Annotated in this window: 20 protein-coding genes; 16 read left to right on the top strand and 4 right to left on the bottom strand. The window is 38.7% G+C overall.

Annotated elements, in window-relative coordinates:
* Nucleotides 1-3: 3 nt before the first annotated feature.
* The gene (dinB, locus tag GL301_RS10105) at nt 4-1,074 is read left to right on the top strand and encodes a DNA polymerase IV (protein WP_010958976.1); all 1,071 of its coding nucleotides are present in this window, start codon (nt 4-6) and stop codon (nt 1,072-1,074) included.
* A gap of 36 nt (nt 1,075-1,110) precedes the next feature.
* Here the strand turns inward: dinB and GL301_RS10100 are convergent, their stop codons facing one another.
* Both GL301_RS10100 and GL301_RS10095 read right to left on the bottom strand, forming a co-directional pair.
* Nucleotides 1,111-2,310, bottom strand: a complete 1,200-nt coding sequence (locus tag GL301_RS10100) for a toxic anion resistance protein (protein WP_003725866.1) — start codon at nt 2,308-2,310, stop codon at nt 1,111-1,113.
* Nucleotides 2,288-2,947, bottom strand: coding sequence for a 5-bromo-4-chloroindolyl phosphate hydrolysis family protein (locus tag GL301_RS10095; protein ID WP_003725865.1), 660 nt, complete (start codon nt 2,945-2,947; stop codon nt 2,288-2,290). The genes GL301_RS10100 and GL301_RS10095 overlap by 23 nt, the downstream gene beginning before the upstream one ends.
* Before the next feature lie 273 nt (nt 2,948-3,220).
* Here GL301_RS10095 and GL301_RS10090 point away from each other — a divergent pair, with 273 nt between their 5' ends.
* The 4 genes from GL301_RS10090 (at nt 3,221) to timR (ending at nt 6,571) form a co-directional block, all read left to right on the top strand.
* Complete coding sequence (locus GL301_RS10090; protein WP_003725864.1) at nt 3,221-3,778, top strand: NUDIX hydrolase; 558 nt, start codon at nt 3,221-3,223, stop codon at nt 3,776-3,778.
* 473 nt (nt 3,779-4,251) lie between these two features.
* The gene (gene timA, locus GL301_RS10085; protein WP_010958975.1) at nt 4,252-5,139 is read left to right on the top strand and encodes a macrodiolide ABC transporter ATP-binding protein TimA; all 888 of its coding nucleotides are present in this window, start codon (nt 4,252-4,254) and stop codon (nt 5,137-5,139) included.
* Nucleotides 5,136-5,951 carry a macrodiolide ABC transporter permease TimB gene (timB, locus tag GL301_RS10080; protein WP_003727982.1) on the top strand — a complete coding sequence of 272 codons (816 nt, stop codon included), beginning with the start codon at nt 5,136-5,138 and terminating at the stop codon, nt 5,949-5,951. The genes timA and timB overlap by 4 nt, the downstream gene beginning before the upstream one ends.
* Nucleotides 5,951-6,571, top strand: a complete 621-nt coding sequence (gene timR, locus GL301_RS10075; protein WP_003727983.1) for a macrodiolide transporter TimAB transcriptional regulator TimA — start codon at nt 5,951-5,953, stop codon at nt 6,569-6,571. Before timB ends, timR begins: the two co-directional genes overlap by 1 nt.
* Before the next feature lie 15 nt (nt 6,572-6,586).
* Here timR and GL301_RS10070 read toward each other — a convergent pair whose 3' ends face one another.
* Complete coding sequence (locus tag GL301_RS10070; protein WP_010958974.1) at nt 6,587-7,585, bottom strand: NAD(P)/FAD-dependent oxidoreductase; 999 nt, start codon at nt 7,583-7,585, stop codon at nt 6,587-6,589.
* Nucleotides 7,575-8,399, bottom strand: a complete 825-nt coding sequence (locus GL301_RS10065; protein WP_010958973.1) for an ABC transporter ATP-binding protein — start codon at nt 8,397-8,399, stop codon at nt 7,575-7,577. Before GL301_RS10065 ends, GL301_RS10070 begins: the two co-directional genes overlap by 11 nt.
* Before the next feature lie 164 nt (nt 8,400-8,563).
* Here GL301_RS10065 and GL301_RS10060 point away from each other — a divergent pair, with 164 nt between their 5' ends.
* The 11 genes from GL301_RS10060 to GL301_RS10010 all read left to right on the top strand — a co-directional run bounded on the left by GL301_RS10060 (nt 8,564) and on the right by GL301_RS10010 (nt 19,032).
* Complete coding sequence (locus GL301_RS10060) at nt 8,564-9,505, top strand: iron-hydroxamate ABC transporter substrate-binding protein (protein WP_003727985.1); 942 nt, start codon at nt 8,564-8,566, stop codon at nt 9,503-9,505.
* A 101-nt stretch (nt 9,506-9,606) separates the two neighbouring features.
* Complete coding sequence (locus tag GL301_RS10055) at nt 9,607-10,632, top strand: FecCD family ABC transporter permease (RefSeq protein WP_003727986.1); 1,026 nt, start codon at nt 9,607-9,609, stop codon at nt 10,630-10,632.
* Nucleotides 10,632-11,654 (top strand): FecCD family ABC transporter permease, encoded by a 1,023-nt coding sequence (locus tag GL301_RS10050; RefSeq protein WP_003727987.1) that lies wholly within the window; start codon nt 10,632-10,634, stop codon nt 11,652-11,654. Before GL301_RS10055 ends, GL301_RS10050 begins: the two co-directional genes overlap by 1 nt.
* Nucleotides 11,655-11,895: 241 nt before the next feature.
* Nucleotides 11,896-12,348 (top strand): ferric iron uptake transcriptional regulator, encoded by a 453-nt coding sequence (gene fur, locus GL301_RS10045; protein ID WP_003727988.1) that lies wholly within the window; start codon nt 11,896-11,898, stop codon nt 12,346-12,348.
* 154 nt (nt 12,349-12,502) lie between these two features.
* The gene (gene xerD / locus GL301_RS10040; protein ID WP_003725943.1) at nt 12,503-13,396 is read left to right on the top strand and encodes a site-specific tyrosine recombinase XerD; all 894 of its coding nucleotides are present in this window, start codon (nt 12,503-12,505) and stop codon (nt 13,394-13,396) included.
* A gap of 28 nt (nt 13,397-13,424) precedes the next feature.
* Nucleotides 13,425-14,609, top strand: coding sequence for a phosphopentomutase (gene deoB / locus GL301_RS10035; protein ID WP_003725942.1), 1,185 nt, complete (start codon nt 13,425-13,427; stop codon nt 14,607-14,609).
* An 18-nt stretch (nt 14,610-14,627) separates the two neighbouring features.
* A complete protein-coding gene (locus GL301_RS10030) occupies nt 14,628-15,446 on the top strand; it encodes a purine-nucleoside phosphorylase (RefSeq protein WP_003725941.1) in 819 nt (272 codons plus the stop codon).
* A gap of 180 nt (nt 15,447-15,626) precedes the next feature.
* A complete protein-coding gene (gene lysA / locus GL301_RS10025) occupies nt 15,627-16,937 on the top strand; it encodes a diaminopimelate decarboxylase (RefSeq protein ID WP_003727989.1) in 1,311 nt (436 codons plus the stop codon).
* Between the two features lie 15 nt (nt 16,938-16,952).
* The gene (locus tag GL301_RS10020) at nt 16,953-17,702 is read left to right on the top strand and encodes a segregation/condensation protein A (protein ID WP_003723598.1); all 750 of its coding nucleotides are present in this window, start codon (nt 16,953-16,955) and stop codon (nt 17,700-17,702) included.
* Nucleotides 17,699-18,295 (top strand): SMC-Scp complex subunit ScpB, encoded by a 597-nt coding sequence (scpB, locus tag GL301_RS10015; protein ID WP_003725939.1) that lies wholly within the window; start codon nt 17,699-17,701, stop codon nt 18,293-18,295. Before GL301_RS10020 ends, scpB begins: the two co-directional genes overlap by 4 nt.
* Nucleotides 18,296-18,297: 2 nt before the next feature.
* On the top strand, nt 18,298-19,032 hold the full coding sequence (locus GL301_RS10010; protein WP_003723596.1) for a pseudouridine synthase: 735 nt from the start codon (nt 18,298-18,300) through the stop codon (nt 19,030-19,032).
* Nucleotides 19,033-19,131: the final 99 nt, after the last annotated feature.

Genomic DNA, 19,131 nt, shown 5'->3' with positions numbered 1-19,131 from the left:
GTTATGGATACGAGTAGAAAAATTATTCATATTGATATGGACGCTTTTTATGCATCTGTGGAACAACGCGACCATCCTGAGTTTCGAGGGAAGCCACTTATTATTGGTGGAGACCCTAATAAACGCGGAGTTGTTGCGACTTGTTCTTATGAAGCGCGCAAATTCGGTGTGCATTCAGCTATGCCCACCAGGCAAGCTGCTAAACTTTGTCCGAACGGTATTTTTATTCACGGCAATATGGCTCATTATGTAGAGGTTTCTAATCAAATCCGCGAGATCTTTTCCAGATATACGGATATTATCGAACCGCTCTCTTTAGATGAAGCTTATCTGGATGTAACTGAAAACAAAAAAGGAATGAAATCCGCCACAATGGTTGCACGCGAGATTCAGCAGACGATTTACCAAGAGCTTGGTCTAACTGCTTCTGCCGGCGTATCATTTAATAAATTTATCGCAAAAATCGCTTCTGATTTTAAGAAACCTGCTGGTATTACGGTAGTTACACCAGAAGAAGCAGAAGCCTTTTTAGAACAAATACCAGTCACTAAATTTTATGGGGTAGGGAAAGTAACCGCAGAAAAATTGCATCGTTTAGGAATTGAAACGGGAGCAGATTTGAAGAAGTGGAGCGAGTGGGACCTTATTCGCGAATTACACAAACATGGCTATCATTTATATCGACATGTTCGAGGTCGTTCTAACAACATTGTGAATCCGCATCGTGATCGCAAGTCCGTTGGTAAAGAAACTACTTTTGAATTTAATGTGTTAGATAGCCGAGTTCTCGAACAAAGCCTCATGCAATTTGCCAAAAAAGTAGAAGAACGGCTCATTAAACTACAAAAACATGGTAAGACGGTAGTACTAAAACTACGCTACAGTGACTTTACAACCATTACTAAGCGGCTTACTTTAAACGAATATACCAATGATACAAGTCAAATTTATCAAGCGGCGGCCCTTCTTTTAAGAGAAAGCTATACTGGTCAGGATAGTATTCGTTTGATTGGGCTTACTGTAACCAATTTAAAACCCGTTTATTTTGAAAATTTACGTTTAGAAGGACTATAAAAAAGGCTAGCACGATTTAGGTGCTAGCCTTTTTGATTATTTCATTTCCAGTAAACGTTCTTTAAGTTCTTGTTCCATTGTTACAAGTTCTTTCTCAGCCACGGCACGTTTAGCACGGCCTTCTTGTTGGATTTTAAGCGTTTCTTGCAAGGTTTCAATTAAGCTGGACTGCGTTTCTTTAAGTGTTTCGATGTCTACGATACCTCTTTCGTTTTCACGCGCTGTTTCGATAGCGTTTGTTTTTAGCATATCGGCGTTTCGTTTTAGAAGTTCGTTCGTTGTTTCAGAAACTTGGCGCTGAGCTGCTACGGCTTGTTGTTGACGGAGCAAGGTAAGCGCGATAGCTACTTGGTTTTTCCAAAGTGGAATCGCAGTCATAATGGAAGACTGGATTTTTTCAGCAAGTGCCTGGTTTGTATTTTGGATTAAGCGGATTTGCGGTGCTTGTTGGATAGTGATTTGACGGCTTAGACGTAAATCATATACTCGTTTATCCAGACGGTCAGCAAATTGCGTTAAGTCATTCACTTCTTGGTAATCCATTTGGTCGCCAGTTTGTTCTGCTTTTTTGCGAAGTTCTGGGAGCATTTTTGTATTAATTTCTTCTAATTTTAATTCTCCAGCAGCAATGTAGATGTTAAGTGCTTGGAAGTAATCTTTATTTTTATCATAAAGCTGTTCTAGGAAAGAGTTATCTTCCATTAAACGCTTTTTGGAATGTTCCAGTTTCAACGCGATGCGGTCAATTTGGGTACCAATTTTTTGATATTTAGAAGTAATTTCGTTGATGGATTGTTTTACTCGGTGGAACATTTTAGTGAAAACATTTTTATTACGAGCGGCAAGTTCATCGGGATCCGCTTCTTGTAAACGATACATTAAATCGCTAATAATATCGCCAATTGGTCCAACATCTTGCTTTTGTACATGTGCTAACATTGAATGAGAAAAATCGTGGAGTTTGGCTTGGGCTGGAGCTCCGTATCCAAGAATCGCTGCTTGATTTCCAGGTTCGATTTGTTTGGATAACTCTAATGCTTGTTTTTTATTTGTTTCAGTAAGCATATCGACAAGGCGAGGAGCTGCATCTGTTTCATTATTTACGATACTTGCAGCTGATTCACCATCTGATCCAAACGGGTTAGCAAGGAGATCATCTAACGTTTGGTTGAATTCTTTCTCAACTACTAAATCTTTTAATTCATTTGTTTCTTCACTTGGCTTGTTCTCGGTCATCTTTTGTACCCCTTTCAAATTTCTTTTTCTGTTTAGAAATGGAGTTTTTCGCTACTTCTAGTTCGAAGTCAAGGTTGTTCACATCTTGATTCAAAAGTGTAAATAAATCCTTTTCAATAACACGACTTAAATCATTTAAAAGTGTGCGCGTATCAGAAAGTGTTTGATAGATTTTTTTGTCTTTTACGGGTTGTTTTTCTAAGAAAGCATATTTTTCTGTTAGCTCCACTAAAGAGTCAAGATGGGAGAAAAAGAAATCTTCTGCTTCATAAAAACGTTTTGGCTCATCTTTTACAATGCCATAAATTCTTTTTGTAAGTAAAAGTGTTTTGTTACGCTCTTGGAAAGAATATAACGCTTTGTTTTGAGTCATGATTTTTTGAAGGCGGATAATTTTCACACGTGCCTCTTCTAAGTTAGTGCGAATATATTTATATTCTTTCTTGGTTAATCCAGTTGCAATCATTTGCGCACGGTCCCCAGCTTTAGATGAAAAGAAAAATAGGATAGCCGCAACAGCGATAACAATTGCTGCAATTACCAAACCACTATGGATTAGTGAAGTGAGGATACCAGCCAAAAGCATGACAAGGAAAATGGAACCTGTGAATGCTAATATCTTTTTAAAAACGGTCATTATACATCTTCTCCTTTAAGTACCTGTTTAAAAGGTCCGCTTTTCTTATAGTAAATTTTTCTAAAATAAAGATTGATGGAAATTAACCTACCATTTAAGTATATTTTGTAAGCGAAAACTAGGCAAGCTGAATGGTTTTTATATTTTAGAAATTGTCCTTTATTTGTTCTTATCATACCATATTTAGAAAATAGATGTTATCAGTCGTGCGATGTAAATTAAACTCGGACTTAGTTATGTTATAATGAAAAAAATGAGAGGTAGGTGGCAGAAATGGACTCACTAGAGGAAAAAACGCTTCATACAGAAAAGATTTTTAGCGGAAATATTATTGAATTGCAAGTAGATGATGTGGAGTTACCAAACGGGGAAAAGGGCAAGCGCGAAATCGTCAAGCATCCCGGTGGTGTGGCAATTATACCTTTTTCAGCAGATGGAAGAATGTACTTAGTAGAGCAATTCCGAAAGCCACTCGAAAAAAACATTATCGAAATTCCAGCTGGTAAAATGGAGCCAGGGGAAGATCCGCTCGTGACCGCAAAACGGGAACTAGAAGAAGAAACTGGTTTTCAGTCCGATGATTTAACGTATCTCACTTCTTTTTATACATCACCTGGGTTTGCTAGTGAACTTTTATATATTTATGTAGCGCGTGACCTCCGGAAAATGGAGCATCCATTGGCGCAAGATGCAGATGAATTTATTAATTTAGTCAAAGTAACGCTGGAAGAAGCAGAACAATTAATAGCACAACAATGCATTCATGACGCAAAAACAATGTACGCGATACAGTACTGGAAAATGCAACTATTAATAGAAGAAAATGAATAAATCGGATGAAAAACTCATTTGGGAATACTTGGCATAAAGAATGGAAATGTGGTATCATAAACATGAAAAGAGAGTCATGCAAGAACATGACCCTCAAATGTAAGCCCCATTTAAGGTGGCAGCTAGTCTAATATGGTATAAAAATAACCACTAAACTCGCCAAAGTTTATGAGTGGTTATTTTTTTGTGTTATTTTGACTGTTTAGTAACAACATTAAAGTTGTAAAAGCGACTGCAAAAGAGAGTGCTTCATAAACGGTCATGGGTTATCCTTTCCAGGAGTTCCTAACAAAAAAGTCATAGGCATCCCCCTTTCATGTTGAAAGAGCTAACATGAAAACAGTAATTTGAATACTTTTACTGGATACAGTCTTACAGATTTTTATTGTGTTATGGTTCTTAATTGACTACCTGGTCAAAAGGGATTATACTCTAGTTGACTAAGTGGTCAATTTGAGTGTGGAGGAGAGAACATGGAAGCAATTAAAGTGGAGTCGCTCACAAAAAATTACCATAAAAAGCGAGCAATTGAAAATGTGAATTTGTCTGTAAATGAAGGAGAACTTTATGGTTTTATCGGTCCGAATGGTGCGGGGAAATCAACGACAATTAAAGTCTTACTGAATTTTATTTACGCGACGAGTGGGAGTGCGACGGTTCTCGGGAAAGATGTGGTGAAAGACTCTGCTGAAATTAAGAAAATGGTCGGTTATGTGCCAAGTGAAGTTCGCTATTATCCCCAAATGACAGCAAATGATATTATCCATTACGCTGCCAAGTTCCATCATATTGAAAATGCAACGAAAAAAATGAATAAATATTATGAAATGTTTTCGATTGATCCGAAAAAACGCTTTGGAGAAATGTCGCTTGGAAATAAGAAAAAAGTGGCGATTGTTGCTGGACTTATTACTGAGCCGGAATTATTTATTCTGGATGAACCGACGAATGGCCTTGATCCGTTAATGCAACATTATTTATTTAAAGAAATGACTGAGCGAAATAAAGAAGGAATGACGATTTTTCTTTCTAGTCATAATTTACGTGAGGTTCAGGAATATTGTACAAGAGCTGCTTTTATTCGAAATGGGAATATTATCGCGGTGGAAGATATCGCTAATCAACAAATGACGGGTAAAGTAATCGCGCTGAAAGGAACGAATTTGCCACTGGAAAAATTAACGAATGCGGGCGCAAGAATTATCGAAAAGGAAGCGGGAAAAGCGCGGCTTATTTTTGATGATGATATTAAGACGATTTTGCCATTATTACAAGAAAAAGAAATTACGGATGTAACGATTACTAATCAAGAGCTGGAAGATAAATTTATGATGCTATACGAAGGGGGAGAAATCAAGTGAATATCCTACACATTGAGTGGAAAACGCGAATAAAGAGTCTGGTTGTTTGGGCTGTTGTGGTGATTGTGATTTTAGGGGTGTTTATGGCTTTCTTCCCTAGTATGCAAAGTAGTGGAATGCAGGATTTAGTGAATACGAAGATGAATGCACTTCCGCAAGATATGATGAAAATTTTGCATATGGATTCAATGGCGGATTTAACGAATATTGATGCCTATTTTGCGTATGTTTTTCAGTATATTTTTATTGCAGCTTGTGTGTATGCAGCATTAATTGGTGCGCAGGCCTTGATAAAAGAAGAAACGGATGGAACAATTGAATTTTTATATGCGCAACCAATTACGCGGTCTAGTCTTGTTTTTTGGAAAATGATTGGGAATTTATTGTCATTTGTGGCTTTTTGGGTGATTACATTTGTAGCTTCAGTGGCGCTAGTTCTTTTCTTGAAGCCGAGTGGGGTTGACGGAGGAAACTTAGTAATGGAGCTTGTACGAGTGTTTTCTAGTGAGTTGCTAGTGGCTGCTGTATTTATGAGTGCTGGTTTTATGGTTTCATCGGTGCTTCGTTCCGCTAAGCAAGCTTCTCCGGTTGCACTTGCGCTTGTGTTCTTAACGTATATTTTAGGAATTATGGCTGGGTTGAATGATAAGGTCGATTTCTTCCAATATTTTTCACCAATTAACTATGCAATTCCGTCTGAGATTATGGATAAAGGGATTACAGGAACCAATGCACTGATTTCTTGTGGGGTAATTGTTGTGATGGTTGCTATGACATTTGTTCTTTATAAGAAAAAGGATTTGAAAGTATAATGGATGAAAAACGATTAAAAATTTTAGAAGTAGCAATGGGAGAATTTACGGAAAAAGGATATCAGGCGGCTAGTACGAATAAAATTTGCGCAAAAGCTGGTGTTTCCAAAGGGCTGATTTTTCACTATTTTGGTTCTAAAGAAAAGCTTTATATTGCGGCTGTTAGTTATGCGGTTGATTTTGCGACCAAGGAGGTTCGTTTGGAAGGGGAACATTGGGGAGACTTTGTCGAAATGGCGATTTGGTCAACGAAGATGAAACTGGATTTTAATCGCAAATATCCTGCTGTGTTTGGCTTAATTATGCAAGCTTATGGAAATCCGCCAGTTGCATTGAAAGATAAACTTGAGGGCTTTTTTGATAAGGCGATTGAGCGATCAGAGGCGCAAATGAATCAAGTTTTAAGTGAAATGAAGTTGAAAAAAGATGTAAATATGGATGCAGCGCGTAAAGTGATGGCGGCTCTTTTTAAACATATTACGGAGATTAGTACAGTTTATTTGCAGAGCCATCCAAATGCGACGATGGAAGATTTTGTTCCGCTTGCGAAGGATTTTACGGAAATGATGCGAATTGTCGAATTTGGGATATGCGAAGAAAAAAAGGATTTGGGCGAGTGAGCCCAAATCCTTTTTTTAACCAATAAAGCTTTCGTGATGCGTGCTAATCATCGCTTCATCTGCGGCAGTTGGTTCTAAATATTTTTTCGCACTATTAATCGCGATGGGCCCTTCATGAAGTCCCGCTGCGATAATGCGTATTTTTCGAGGGTAAGTCGCACTATCTCCACAAGCGAAAATGCCAGGAACCGTCGTTTTCATCTCGTCATCCACGACAATGCCAAAATCTGCTTGTTCAAAGCCCCATTCCGCCATGGTTCCAAGGTCTACTTTTACCCCGTGATTAATGAAAAGTGCGTCTGTTTGAATTGTTTTCGTGGCTTGGGTTTTATTGCAGCAAACATTGATTTTGGTTAACTGATTGTTTGTTCCGATTAGTTCATTGATTTCATGGTGGATATGGATTTCGACGCGAGAATTTTGAAGTTCTCGGACACTTTCCTCGTGTGCTTTAAAATCTTCGCCACGGTAAATAAGGTGTACTTGTTTGGCAATGGGTTCGAGTGTCTGAGCCCAGTCGATAGCGGAATTTCCACCACCAGAAACCACTACTACTTTATCGCGGAATTGCTCGATATTTTTGACATCATAATGGATTGCAAATGGAAAATCTTCAGCATGCAGAGCTTCAAGTTTATTGACCTCAAACGTACCACTACCTGTAGCAATGACAATCGTTTTTGAAAAATGAATCGAACCGTTATGCGAAGTTAATTGAAAAGTGCCATCTGATAGTTTTGTCACATCGACAACTCGCTCACTGCAAACAATAGTCGGATGAAAGGTTTCTGCTTGTTGTTTTAAATTTGCGACAAGATTTTCGCCGGTAATGGCGGGAATACCACCGATATCGCGAATGATTTTTTCTGGAAAAAAGTAGCGAACTTTCCCACCAACAGCAGGTTCAGCATCGATAATTTTTGTTTTCATGGAACGAAGCCCACTATAAAATGCGGAGAATAGGCCAATGGGACCGCCGCCGATAATGGTTACATCATAAACCTTATTTGGCACTGGAATCAAGCTCCTTTACAATTTCGCATCCGTTGCAAGTTTCGTAGGGGAGGCAAAGAGGGACACCGCTGCGGGGATCAATTAAAATATCTGCTTTGATATTAAAAACATCCTCTAAAGTTTGTTCAGTCATGACATTGGTTGGTGTTCCTTCTGCGATGACTTTCCCTTCTTTAATAGTGATCATATGGTGAGCGTAACGAGATGCGTGATTTAAATCATGAACAACCATCACAATTGTGCGGTTCTCTGATTGATTTAATTGTTTCAATAAATTAAGTACATCTAGTTGGTGCGTCATATCTAAAAAGGTCGTCGGTTCATCAAGAAATAGTACATCTGTTTCTTGGGCAAGCGCCATGGCAATCCATGCACGCTGTCGTTGTCCACCTGATAAACTATCAATTGGTCGATCCGCTAACTCCATTAAATTCGTCACGCGCAATGACCAAAAAATAATTTCGCGATCTTTTGCGGTAATCGATTTAAAGCTACTTTGATGTGGGGAACGTCCATAAGAAATTAATTCAAACACCGTTAAACCATCAGGTGCAGAAGGATTTTGTGGCAAAATAGCTAGTTGTTTGGCAACGTCTCTCGTTGGCTGACTATGAATCGTCTTGCCATCTAAATACACAGCGCCTTTGCTAGGTTTCATTAAGCGGGACATCGTTTTTAAAATAGTCGATTTCCCTGAGCCATTTGCACCTACTAAAGCGGTTATTTTATTCGCTGGAATGGCTATATCTAAACCATCAACAATGATTCGTTTGTCGTATGAAATTTGTAAGTTATCGGTATGAAGGTCTTTCATTTTCATCGCTCCAATTTAAAGGTAAGGTGATAATCATTCTCAATGGTTAAGTATAGAGTTTTTATGGTGAAGATGCAAGCGTTACTTTGCCGAAATGATTTGCACTTTGTGAATAAAGTTGCTATACTAATTGAGAATTATTATCAATTACTGGAGGGGTTCAATTGAAAAAGGGTATCATTTTACTCGTGTCAATGCTTTTAATTGCAGTGGTTTTAACTGCTTGTGGAGATAACAAATCGGCTGGAAAAGAGAAGGTCGAGATGCGTACATATACAATGGCAAATGGAAAGAAAGTAGAAATACCAGCACATCCGAAACGTATTGTGGCTTCGGAATATCTAGGGAATATTGTTTTGCTTGGAATGAAGCCTGTGGGGGCTAGAGCGAAACAAATGGAAAATCCGTTTTTGAAAGGGCGTGTGGATGGGATTGCAGATATTGGTGATCCAGTTTCAGCAGAAAAAGTGGCGGAATTAAAACCTGATTTAATCATTGTTTCAAACGATGACGAATTTGAGGCAATGTCGAAAATTGCGCCAACGGTGTTAATTCCGTACGCAACTTCAAAAAATGTGGAGGAAGACGTTCGCCAAATCGCGGACTTAGTTGGAGAAAAAAAGGCTGGAGAGGCGTGGCTAGATAAGTTTCATCAAAAAGCCAAAGAAAGTAGAGCGAAGTTGGCTGGCAAGTTAGATCCGAATGAAACAGTAGGGATTTATGAAGTACAAGATAAAGATTTTTATGTGATGGGACAAAATATGGGGCGAGGTGGTCAAGCGATTTATAATGCTTTACAACTAAAAGCACCAGCAAAAATACAGAAAGATGTTTTAGATGGGCAAGATTGGCAAAAGATTTCACTGGAAGTTTTACCTGAATTTGCGGCCGATAGAATGTTCGTTACAAGCACTTCTTCTGGGAGTGCTAAAGACGGCGAGAAAACATTAAAAGATTTAACGAACTCGCCAATTTGGAAAAATCTGCCGACGTTTAAAGCAGGGAATGTTTACCAAATGGACTTTGACACGATGTTTTATTATGATCCATTAGCGGTAGAAGGACAGTTGGATATTATTGTAGAGAAGTTACTTGCGTCCAACTAATGATTGCGCTTAGTGAATGATATTGATATAATTTTCTTTGCGATTGATAATTATTATCACTTAAAATGAGCGGATAATTTAGATGGAAGGAACATGTGCAGATGGATAAGTCAAAACAGATAAAAATGAATACAAGACCGACTGTTGCTAAATTCATACTTTCGGGTGGGATTTTGTTGCTTCTCATTTTAGCGTTATTCGGGATTGCGGTTGGTGCAGCCGATATTAATTTAAGTACGGTTTGGGATGCACTTTTTCATTATAATAGTTCGGATACGCAGCACCAGATTATACGTAGTTTACGTGTTCCTCGGGTGGTTGCGGATATGGCGATAGGGGCTGCTTTTGCGGTTGCTGGAGCGATTATGCAAGGAATCACTCGGAATCCACTTGCTGATTCAGGCTTGCTTGGGTTGAATGCTGGATCGACGTTTATGGTAGCAGTTTGTTTTGCATTTATGCCTTGGCTTAGTTATAATTCGCTCATTTTATTTTCTTTTGTTGGGGCGGCAATTGGGGCATTTTTAGTATTTGGCGTTAGTTCTCTTGCAGGGAGCGCAATGTCGCCAACGAGGCTAGTGCTTGCTGGAGCGGCGGTTAGTTCATTGCTTACTGCGCTTAGTGAAGGACTCGCGATTTATTTTCAGTTAAGTCAGGATTTGGCCTTTTGGTACGCGGGCGGGGTTGCTGGTGTGAAATGGAGTCAGCTTGCGGCGATTTGGCCTTGGTTACTTGGAGCGCTTATTGCGGCGATTTTGCTAAGTAGATCGATTACCATTTTAAGCTTAGGCGATGATATTGCTGTTGGTTTAGGTGAAAAAACTACTTTTGTTAAAATTGCTTCGATGGTTGTGGTGTTGATTTTGGCGGGGCTTGCTGTGTCGGTTGTTGGTCCGGTTGGGTTTATCGGCTTGATTGTACCGCATTTGGTACGATTTTTAGTTGGAGTAGATTATCGCTGGATTATCCCTTGCTCGGCGGTTGTTGGAGCCTTTCTGACATTAGCGGCGGATATTGTGGCGAGAACAATCAATCCGCCATATGAAACGCCAATCAGTGTTATTTTTGCATTAATCGGGGTTCCTTTCTTCTTATATGTAGCACGTAAAGAAAGGAGGAACTTATAATGTATATGACAACGGCAGAAAAACGAAAAAAATCGCGGCGAGTTTGGACGTTAATTATTTTAAGCGTGTTAATTTTTTGTACATTTACATATAGTGTCAATGCTGGTTATTCGAAATTGCCATTTTTGGAAGTGATTAAGTCGTTTTTTGGAATGGCGGACGCGGGAACACAACTTATTGTGACGGAGTTTCGTTTGCCACGGATAGTTATTGCGCTATTAGTTGGTGCAGGGCTTGCGGTTTCAGGAACAATCCTACAAGGGATTTCTGGAAACGGATTAGCTGATCCGGGAATTCTTGGGATTAATAATGGCGCGGGACTTGCGGTTATGCTTTATATTTCCTTTTTTCCTTCCACGATGGACGTTCCGGTTTTATTTATGCCATTTATTGGATTTGTCGGGGCAATTTTAACTGCGTTTGTTGTTTACGGACTTTCTTATAGTAGAAGCGAAGGATTGTTGCCTAATCGATTGCTTCTTACGGGGATTGCTGTTGCGGCGGCGATTGCGGCACTTATCACACTGCTTACGGTTCGGCTTGATCCGCAAAATTATCAACGCTATGCTGAATGGATGGCAGGAAATATTTGGGCTTCAAGCTGGCAATATGTTTATGCTCTTTTGCCATGGCTTATTGTTTTAGGTGCAATTGCTTTTATGAAAGTAAAGACGTTGGATGTGCTCTCTTTTGGAGACCAAGTGGCAACCGGACTCGGCGTTCGGGTTGAGCGAGAAAAATTTGTGCTTTTAATAGTAGCAGTTGGTTTGGCAGCTGCTTGTGTATCCGTTAGTGGCGGTATTGCATTTATTGGTCTAATTGGTCCGCATATTGCTAGAAAATTAGTTGGATCCGCACATCGCTGGGTGATGGTAACGGCGGCACTTTCTGGAGGGCTACTATTATTACTTGCGGATACGATTGGACGATTGATTATTCAACCATCCGAAATATTTGCTGGTATCGTTGTGGCAATTATCGGTGCACCTTATTTCTTGTTCTTGCTTGCAAAAGCTAAATAATAATTATTATTGATAACGAGAAATTAATTAGTAATTGATAATCATTGTAGACAGCCTATTGCTTTTATGATATCTTAGTAAACATAAGCAATAGGAATTGACTACGTGCCATTTTTACTAAAAAAAGTGAATTCCTAACTTGCATTTTATTTATAATTATTATAAACTGTATTTATTGTTAAATGATAATGATGATAATTTAGAAAGACAACTTGTTGTAGCAACCAAGGGAGGAACCATAATGGAAGGTCGTATTGGACGCATTAAAGCACAACTTCATGATGCTAGTTATAAATTAACCCCACAGCGAGAAGCTACTGTTCGCGTTTTACTGGAAAATGAAAAAGATCATTTAAGTGCCGAGGAAGTTTTCTTGCGTGTGAAAGATATTGCACCTGACACTGGCCTTGCAACCGTTTATAGAACGTTGGAACTTTTAACCGAATTACGCGTGGTTGATAAAATTAATTTTGGTGACGGTGTTTCTCGGTATGACTTGAGACAAGAAGGCGCCAAACATTTCCATCATCATTTAGTATGTTTAGAGTGTGGTTCTGTAGAAGAAATTCAAGAAGATTTATTAGAAGATGTGGAGAAAATCGTCGAATCGAAGTGGAATTTTCTTGTTAAAGACCATCGTCTGACTTTCCAAGGGATTTGCACAGATTGCAGACAAAAATCTAAAAAAGAATAATACAAGAGTTTGGGATAATTTATCTCAAACTTTTTTTTATGATTAAAAAAGATGGACTGAATTGCGCGAAAAGTATTATAAGTCTTTTTCTATTAATTAAACGTTTTCAGTGGGAGTGTAACATGGTAGAATAGGATTTGTGGAGGAAACGCTTATGAATGATTTAATAGAAGATTTTTTACATTTTTTAATTGTAGAGAGAGGTTTATCCGCGAATACAATCAAAGCTTATGAACGAGATTTACGCTATTTTGTTTCTTATATGGATGTAGCGAAGGGATTAACAGATCCGAATACACTTGAACGAAGCGATATAGTTGGTTTTATGGCATTTGCAAGACAAGAAGGGAAATCAGCAAGAAGTGTGGCGCGCTATATTGCTTCACTGCGATCTTTCTTTCATTATTTAATGCACGATGGGAAAATGTCACATGACCCAATGATTCAAATTGAAACGCCGAAGCAAGCTCAGGGATTACCAAAAGTTTTGAACCTTGATGATGTCGAGAAGTTACTTAGTTCCTCTGATACGAGTACACCACTTGGATTAAGGGACCAAGCAATGATGGAAATTTTATATGCGACAGGGCTTCGTGTAACGGAACTTGTCAGCCTGAAAATGGACGATTTACATCTTCATATGGGTTTTATTCAAACGATTGGTAAAGGAGATAAAGAAAGAATTATCCCGCTTGGAAAAACGGCAACAACTGTGTTAGAGAAGTATTTAGAGGAAGCGAGACCAAAACTTCGTAGACCGAAATACCGAAATGATTTTGTGTTTTTAAATCATCACGGCCAAGGACTCACAAGACAAGGTTTCTGGAAAATTTTAAAAGGTATTGCGAAAGAATCAGGCATTGAAAAGCCGATTACACCGCACACCTTGCGTCATTCATTTGCCACTCATTTACTTGAAAATGGGGCTGATTTAAGGTCGGTTCAAGAACTCCTTGGTCACGCCGATATCTCCACTACACAAATTTATACACACGTAACAAAGCTGCGCTTGAAAGATGTCTACAAACAATTCCACCCGCGCGCTTAAAAAATATAGTTGAAAAGGATGAGTAAATATGCCAGATAAATTTAAACGAGTACATGTAGTTGTAATGGATTCAGTTGGTATTGGAGAAGCGCCAGATGCTGCTAAATTTGGTGATTTTGATGTAGATACATTTGGACATATTGCCAAACACGTCGGCGGACTAAAAATGCCTGAAATGGGCAAATTAGGTCTATCGAATATTCGAGAAATAGACGGAATTAAAAAAGCAGAAAAACCACTTGCTTACTATACAAAAATGCAAGAAGCTTCGAACGGTAAAGATACAATGACGGGTCACTGGGAAATCATGGGCCTATACATTGACACGCCTTTCCGCGTATTCCCAGATGGATTTCCGGATGATTTAATCAACCAAATTGAAGAAAAAACAGGACGTAAAGTAATTGGAAATAAACCAGCGAGCGGAACAGAAATTATGGCTGAACTTGGAGAAGAGCATGTGAAAACAGGTGCGCTTATTGTTTACACATCAGCTGACTCAGTTTTACAAATTGCAGCACATGAAGATGTCGTACCTTTGGAAGAATTATATGAAATCTGTGAATTCTGCCGTAAAATTACACTAGATGACCCGTACATGCTTGGTCGTATTATCGCTCGTCCATTTGTCGGCGAACCAGGTGCGTTTGTTAGAACGCCAAATCGCCATGACTATGCGCTAAAACCATTTAAACCAACTGTAATGGATGCTTTAAAAGATGGCGGTAAAGACGTGATTGCCATTGGTAAAATTTCTGATATTTTTGATGGTGAAGGTGTTACGGAATCTATCCGTACGAAATCAAATATGGACGGAATGGATCAATTTATCGCTGTGTTAGATAAAGATTTTAACGGTATGAGTTTCTTGAATTTAGTAGACTTTGATGCACTTTTCGGACATCGTCGTGATCCACAAGGTTATGCAGATGCGCTCGTTGATTTTGACGGTCGTTTAGTAGAAGTAATGGAAAAATTAACAGATGATGATCTATTAATTATTACAGCTGATCACGGAAATGACCCAACATACTCTGGCACAGACCACACACGTGAGTTTGTACCATTACTTGTATACTCACCACGCTTCAAAAATGGTGGTTCAGAATTAGAATTACGCAAAACATTTGCCGATCTCGGCGCAACAGTTGCGGATAATTTTGAAGTGAAAATGCCTGAATATGGAACAAGTTTCTTAAAAGACTTGAAATAGGAAAAGGGAGGAACAAAAATGAGTTTAGAAAAAGTAAATGAAGCAGTTGCGAAAATTAGAGAAAGTTACAATGGTACACCAAAAATTGGTTTGATTCTTGGTTCAGGTTTAGGTGTGCTTGCGGATGAAGTAAACAATCCGACAAAACTTTCTTATAGCGAAATCCCACATTTTCCTGTTTCGACAGTAGAAGGACATGCTGGCCAATTTGTTTTTGGTGAGTTGGAAAATAAAGAAGTTGTTGCAATGCAAGGACGTTTCCACTTTTATGAAGGCTATTCAATGCAAGATGTTACTTTCCCAGTTCGTGTGATGAAAGAGCTTGGTGTAGAAGTGCTTGTTGTGACGAATGCGGCAGGTGGCGTAAATGAATTATATTCTGCTGGAGACTTAATGTTGATTTCTGATCACATTAACTTTACTGGAACGAACCCGCTTATTGGACCAAATGATGAGCATTTTGGACCGCGTTTCCCAGATATGTCCGAGGCGTATAATTTAGCTCTACGTGTGGATGCTAGACTTATTGCTCAAGAACTTAATTTGACTATCCGTGAAGGTGTTTATGCTGGATTTAGCGGTCCAACTTACGAAACACCTGCTGAAATTCAAATGATGCGCACACTTGGTGCAGATGCAGTTGGGATGTCCACTGTACCGGAAGTAATCATTGCGAACCATGCTGGATTACGAGTGCTAGGTATTTCTTGTATTACCAATATGGCAGCCGGAATTCTGGATCAACCACTTTCTCATACGGAAGTTATTGAAACAACAGATCAAGTTCGTAGCACGTTTTTACAATATGTAAAAGCTATTGTTGCTAAAATTTCTTAAAATAATTGGTAGCTAATCTCAGTCCAAATTTGTTATTTTCTGAAGCAAGGAGATAATAGATTTGGGCTGAGTTTTTTACGTATTTGATAATATTTTCAGATAGTTATTGTCGCTCGGCTTCTTAGTGTGCTACTATATAAAAGAACTTTTAAAAATCTATAATGTAAAGGTGGGATTGGCGTGACGTTTGAACGGCTTGGAACAATGAATGTAAATGCAGAAGGACATCTCGAAATTGGAGGGGTGGACACTTTAAAGCTTACTGAAAAATATGGTACGCCACTTTACGTTTATGATGTAGCGCTAATCCGTGACCGAGCAAGAGGATTTAAGAAAACATTCGAGGAGCTAGGCGTAAAAGCACAAGTGGCTTATGCGAGCAAAGCATTTTCTGCAGTAGCGATTTATCAGCTGATGGCCGAAGAAGGTTTATCACTAGATGTTGTTTCAGGCGGAGAACTTTATACGGCAATTAAAGCAAATTTTCCTCCTGAGAGAATTCATTTTCACGGAAATAATAAAAGTGCAGAAGAAATACATATGGCGCTTGACTATGGCATCGGTTGTTTTGTTATCGATAATTATTATGAAATTAGTTTATTAGAAGATATATTAATAGAACGAAATGAAAAGGCATCGGTTTTAATTCGCGTGACACCGGGGATAGAAGCTCATACACATGACTATATTTTAACAGGCCAAGATGATTCGAAATTTGGATTTGGACTTACAAATGGACAAGCTGAAAAAGCGATTAAACAAGTGCTTCATGCAAGTGCGTCCTTTGATTTAATTGGCCTACACTGTCATATTGGGTCGCAAATTTTTGAAACAACGGGTTTTAAATTAGCGGCTCGTCGTATTATGGATAAATTAGTTGAATGGCACCAAACTCTGGGATTTGATTCCAAAGTACTTAATCTTGGTGGCGGTTTCGGTGTCCGTTATACGGCAGAAGATGAACCTCTTGAACCTAGCGAATATGTGCGCCAAATTATGGATGAAGTGCGGGATGTGGCTAATAATAACGATATTGATATTCCAGAAATTTGGATTGAGCCAGGTCGTTCCCTTGTTGGTGAAGCAGGTACAACACTTTATAAAGTTGGATCGCGTAAAGAAGTTCCGGGAATTCGGAATTATATCGCAGTTGACGGCGGCATGTCTGATAATATCCGTCCAGCGTTATATGATGCGCATTACGATGCTGTTCTTGCGGCAAACCCAGAGAAAGTCGCAGAAGAAACAGTGGCTATCGCAGGAAAATGCTGTGAGTCTGGTGATATGTTAATATGGGACTTACCACTACCGAAATCAAACGCCGGTGAAGTTTTGGCGGTATTTTGTACTGGAGCCTATGGTTATGCGATGGCAAGTAATTATAACCGTATCCCAAGACCACCAGTTGTTTTTGTGGAAAACGGAGTCGATAAATTAATCGTTGCCCGCGAAACATATGAAAATTTAGTGCAAAATGATCTTTCATTATAGTAGGGCGGGACAGATATGGTAGAAATGAATTTTAAAGTGGACGCGTTTGAAGGACCGCTTGACTTACTTCTTCATTTAATTGGACAACTAGAAGTCGATATTTATGACATCCCTATGGCTGAAATTACGGACCAATACATGGAATTTGTTCATACAATGCAAGAAATGGAATTAGATGTCGCGAGTGAATATTTAGTGATGGCAGCAACTTTACTAGCAATTAAAAGTAAGATGCTACTTCCAAAGCAAGAACTGGAAATCGATTATGATACACTAGAAGAGGAAGAGGATCCTCGTGATGCTTTAGTCGAAAAACTAATGGAATACAAACGATTCAAAGAAGCCGCAAAAGAATTAAAAGAAAAAGAGGCGGAACGGAGCTTTTATTTCAGTAAACCTCCAATGGATTTAGCAGAATATGATGATGGTACTAAGGTGGCAGAACTGGACGTATCATTAAACGATATGCTAAGTGCTTTTAACAAAATGCTACGTCGGAAAAAGTTAAATAAACCTCTCCATACAAGAATTACAACACAAGAAATCTCCATTGATCAAAGAATGGATTCTGTTTTAGAAAAATTAAATTTACAAGTCAATCATCGCTTGCGATTTGACGAGTTATTTGAAGAACAAACGAAAGAGCAACTTGTCGTTACGTTTTTGGCTTTGTTAGAATTAATGAAGCGAAAATTGGTCGAAGTAGAACAAGCGGAAAGTTTTGCGGATTTATATGTGCAAGGTAAAGGGGAAGAAATATCGTGAACAGAGAAGAACAATTAGGCGTATTAGAGAGTTTGCTTTTTGCGGCGGGAGATGCGGGGCTTTCAACGGAACAATTAACTGAAGTCATGGAAATTACGCACATTGAAGCACTCAATTTACTAGAACTTTTAAGTGATCGATACAACGGAAGTGCTGACAGAGGTTTAATTCTTTTGGAGCTTGCTGGAACATTTCAATTAGCTACGAAAAAAGCGCATGCAGAATTTTTACGTAAATTAGTCGAAGTTCCAAGCAACACCGTTTTATCGCAAGCATCATTAGAGACATTAGCAATTATTGCTTACCGCCAACCAGTTACAAGAATGGAAGTAGACGAGGTTCGCGGGGTTCAAACAGATGGACCGATTCGAACTTTAGTAGCCAAAGGACTTGTAACGGATAAAGGTCGTGTCGACGGAGCTGGACGAGCAAAACTTTACGTTACTACAAGTGAGTTTTTAGATGCTTTTGGACTTAATTCTCTAGAGGATTTACCAAAACTTGCTGATCCAGCGACAGATGAACCAGATCAGAATGAAATGGACCTGTTTTTTGACCGGTTTAACCAAAGTAAAGAACAGGAGGAGGAATAAGAATGGAACGTTTACAAAAAGTGATTGCAAATGCAGGTATTACTTCAAGAAGAAAAGCAGAAAAGCTTATTCAAGAAGGTAAAGTAACAGTGAACGGGAAAGTAGTCACAGAATTAGGTGTGAAAGTTAGTGGTACGGAGCGAATTGAAGTTGAGGGAATTCAACTAACAAAAGAAGAACATCGCTATTTCCTTTTTTATAAGCCAAGAGGAACGGTTTCGGCTGTAACAGATGATAAAGGTCGTACAACTGTAGCGGATTATTTTGCAGATATTCCTGAAAGATTATACCCAGTAGGGCGACTTGATTATGATACATCTGGTTTATTATTAATGACCAATGATGGGGATTTCGCTAACTTACTAATGCATCCGAAAAATGAAGTTTCCAAAACATATATCGCACGAATCAAAGGTATTCCTGAACGTGAAGTGATTCGTCAGTTAGAACGTGGTGTGGTGATTGATGGTCGCAAAACAGCCCCAGCAAAAGTAAAAGTACGTTCTTCTGATAAAACGAAAGATAAAGCTATTGTAGAAATCACGATTCATGAAGGTAGAAATCGTCAAGTCCGTAAAATGTTTGAGGCTGTTGGTTTTGAAGTGCAAAAGTTATCAAGGGAAGAATATTCGTTCTTGAATTTACGCGGTTTAAACGCAGGTGAGCGTAGAGAATTATCACATCATGAAGTAAAACAATTAAAAACAGAAGCAAGATTTGGTAAAAATAAAAAGTAACTTTTCATACAAAATATACTTTCTAATAGCGTGTTTTGTGAAAAACATGTATAATTTAAATCGTAGGAAATTTGGTATAGGCAATTGTATGGTTTTTTC

This window comes from Listeria sp. LM90SB2 (assembly GCF_028867355.1).
GTDB classification, from domain to species: Bacteria; Bacillota; Bacilli; order Lactobacillales; family Listeriaceae; genus Listeria; species Listeria monocytogenes_B.
Note: the sequence above shows the minus strand (reverse complement) of the source record. Positions and strands in the feature narration are given on the sequence as shown.

Excerpts from the sequence above, each read along its gene's own strand:
- GL301_RS10090 (WP_003725864.1), top strand. The coding sequence starts at position 3,221 with ATGGACTCACTAGAGGAAAAAACGCTTCATACAGAAAAGATTTTTAGC.
- xerD (WP_003725943.1), top strand. The coding sequence starts at position 12,503 with ATGAATGATTTAATAGAAGATTTTTTACATTTTTTAATTGTAGAGAGA.
- GL301_RS10020 (WP_003723598.1), top strand. The coding sequence starts at position 16,953 with ATGGTAGAAATGAATTTTAAAGTGGACGCGTTTGAAGGACCGCTTGAC.
- deoB (WP_003725942.1), top strand. The coding sequence starts at position 13,425 with ATGCCAGATAAATTTAAACGAGTACATGTAGTTGTAATGGATTCAGTT.
- GL301_RS10065 (WP_010958973.1), bottom strand. The coding sequence starts at position 8,399 with ATGAAAGACCTTCATACCGATAACTTACAAATTTCATACGACAAACGA.
- dinB (WP_010958976.1), top strand. The coding sequence starts at position 4 with ATGGATACGAGTAGAAAAATTATTCATATTGATATGGACGCTTTTTAT.
- GL301_RS10095 (WP_003725865.1), bottom strand. The coding sequence starts at position 2,947 with ATGACCGTTTTTAAAAAGATATTAGCATTCACAGGTTCCATTTTCCTT.
- GL301_RS10100 (WP_003725866.1), bottom strand. The coding sequence starts at position 2,310 with ATGACCGAGAACAAGCCAAGTGAAGAAACAAATGAATTAAAAGATTTA.
- GL301_RS10030 (WP_003725941.1), top strand. The coding sequence starts at position 14,628 with ATGAGTTTAGAAAAAGTAAATGAAGCAGTTGCGAAAATTAGAGAAAGT.
- fur (WP_003727988.1), top strand. The coding sequence starts at position 11,896 with ATGGAAGGTCGTATTGGACGCATTAAAGCACAACTTCATGATGCTAGT.
- timR (WP_003727983.1), top strand. The coding sequence starts at position 5,951 with ATGGATGAAAAACGATTAAAAATTTTAGAAGTAGCAATGGGAGAATTT.
- GL301_RS10010 (WP_003723596.1), top strand. The coding sequence starts at position 18,298 with ATGGAACGTTTACAAAAAGTGATTGCAAATGCAGGTATTACTTCAAGA.
- GL301_RS10055 (WP_003727986.1), top strand. The coding sequence starts at position 9,607 with ATGGATAAGTCAAAACAGATAAAAATGAATACAAGACCGACTGTTGCT.
- timA (WP_010958975.1), top strand. The coding sequence starts at position 4,252 with ATGGAAGCAATTAAAGTGGAGTCGCTCACAAAAAATTACCATAAAAAG.
- GL301_RS10050 (WP_003727987.1), top strand. The coding sequence starts at position 10,632 with ATGTATATGACAACGGCAGAAAAACGAAAAAAATCGCGGCGAGTTTGG.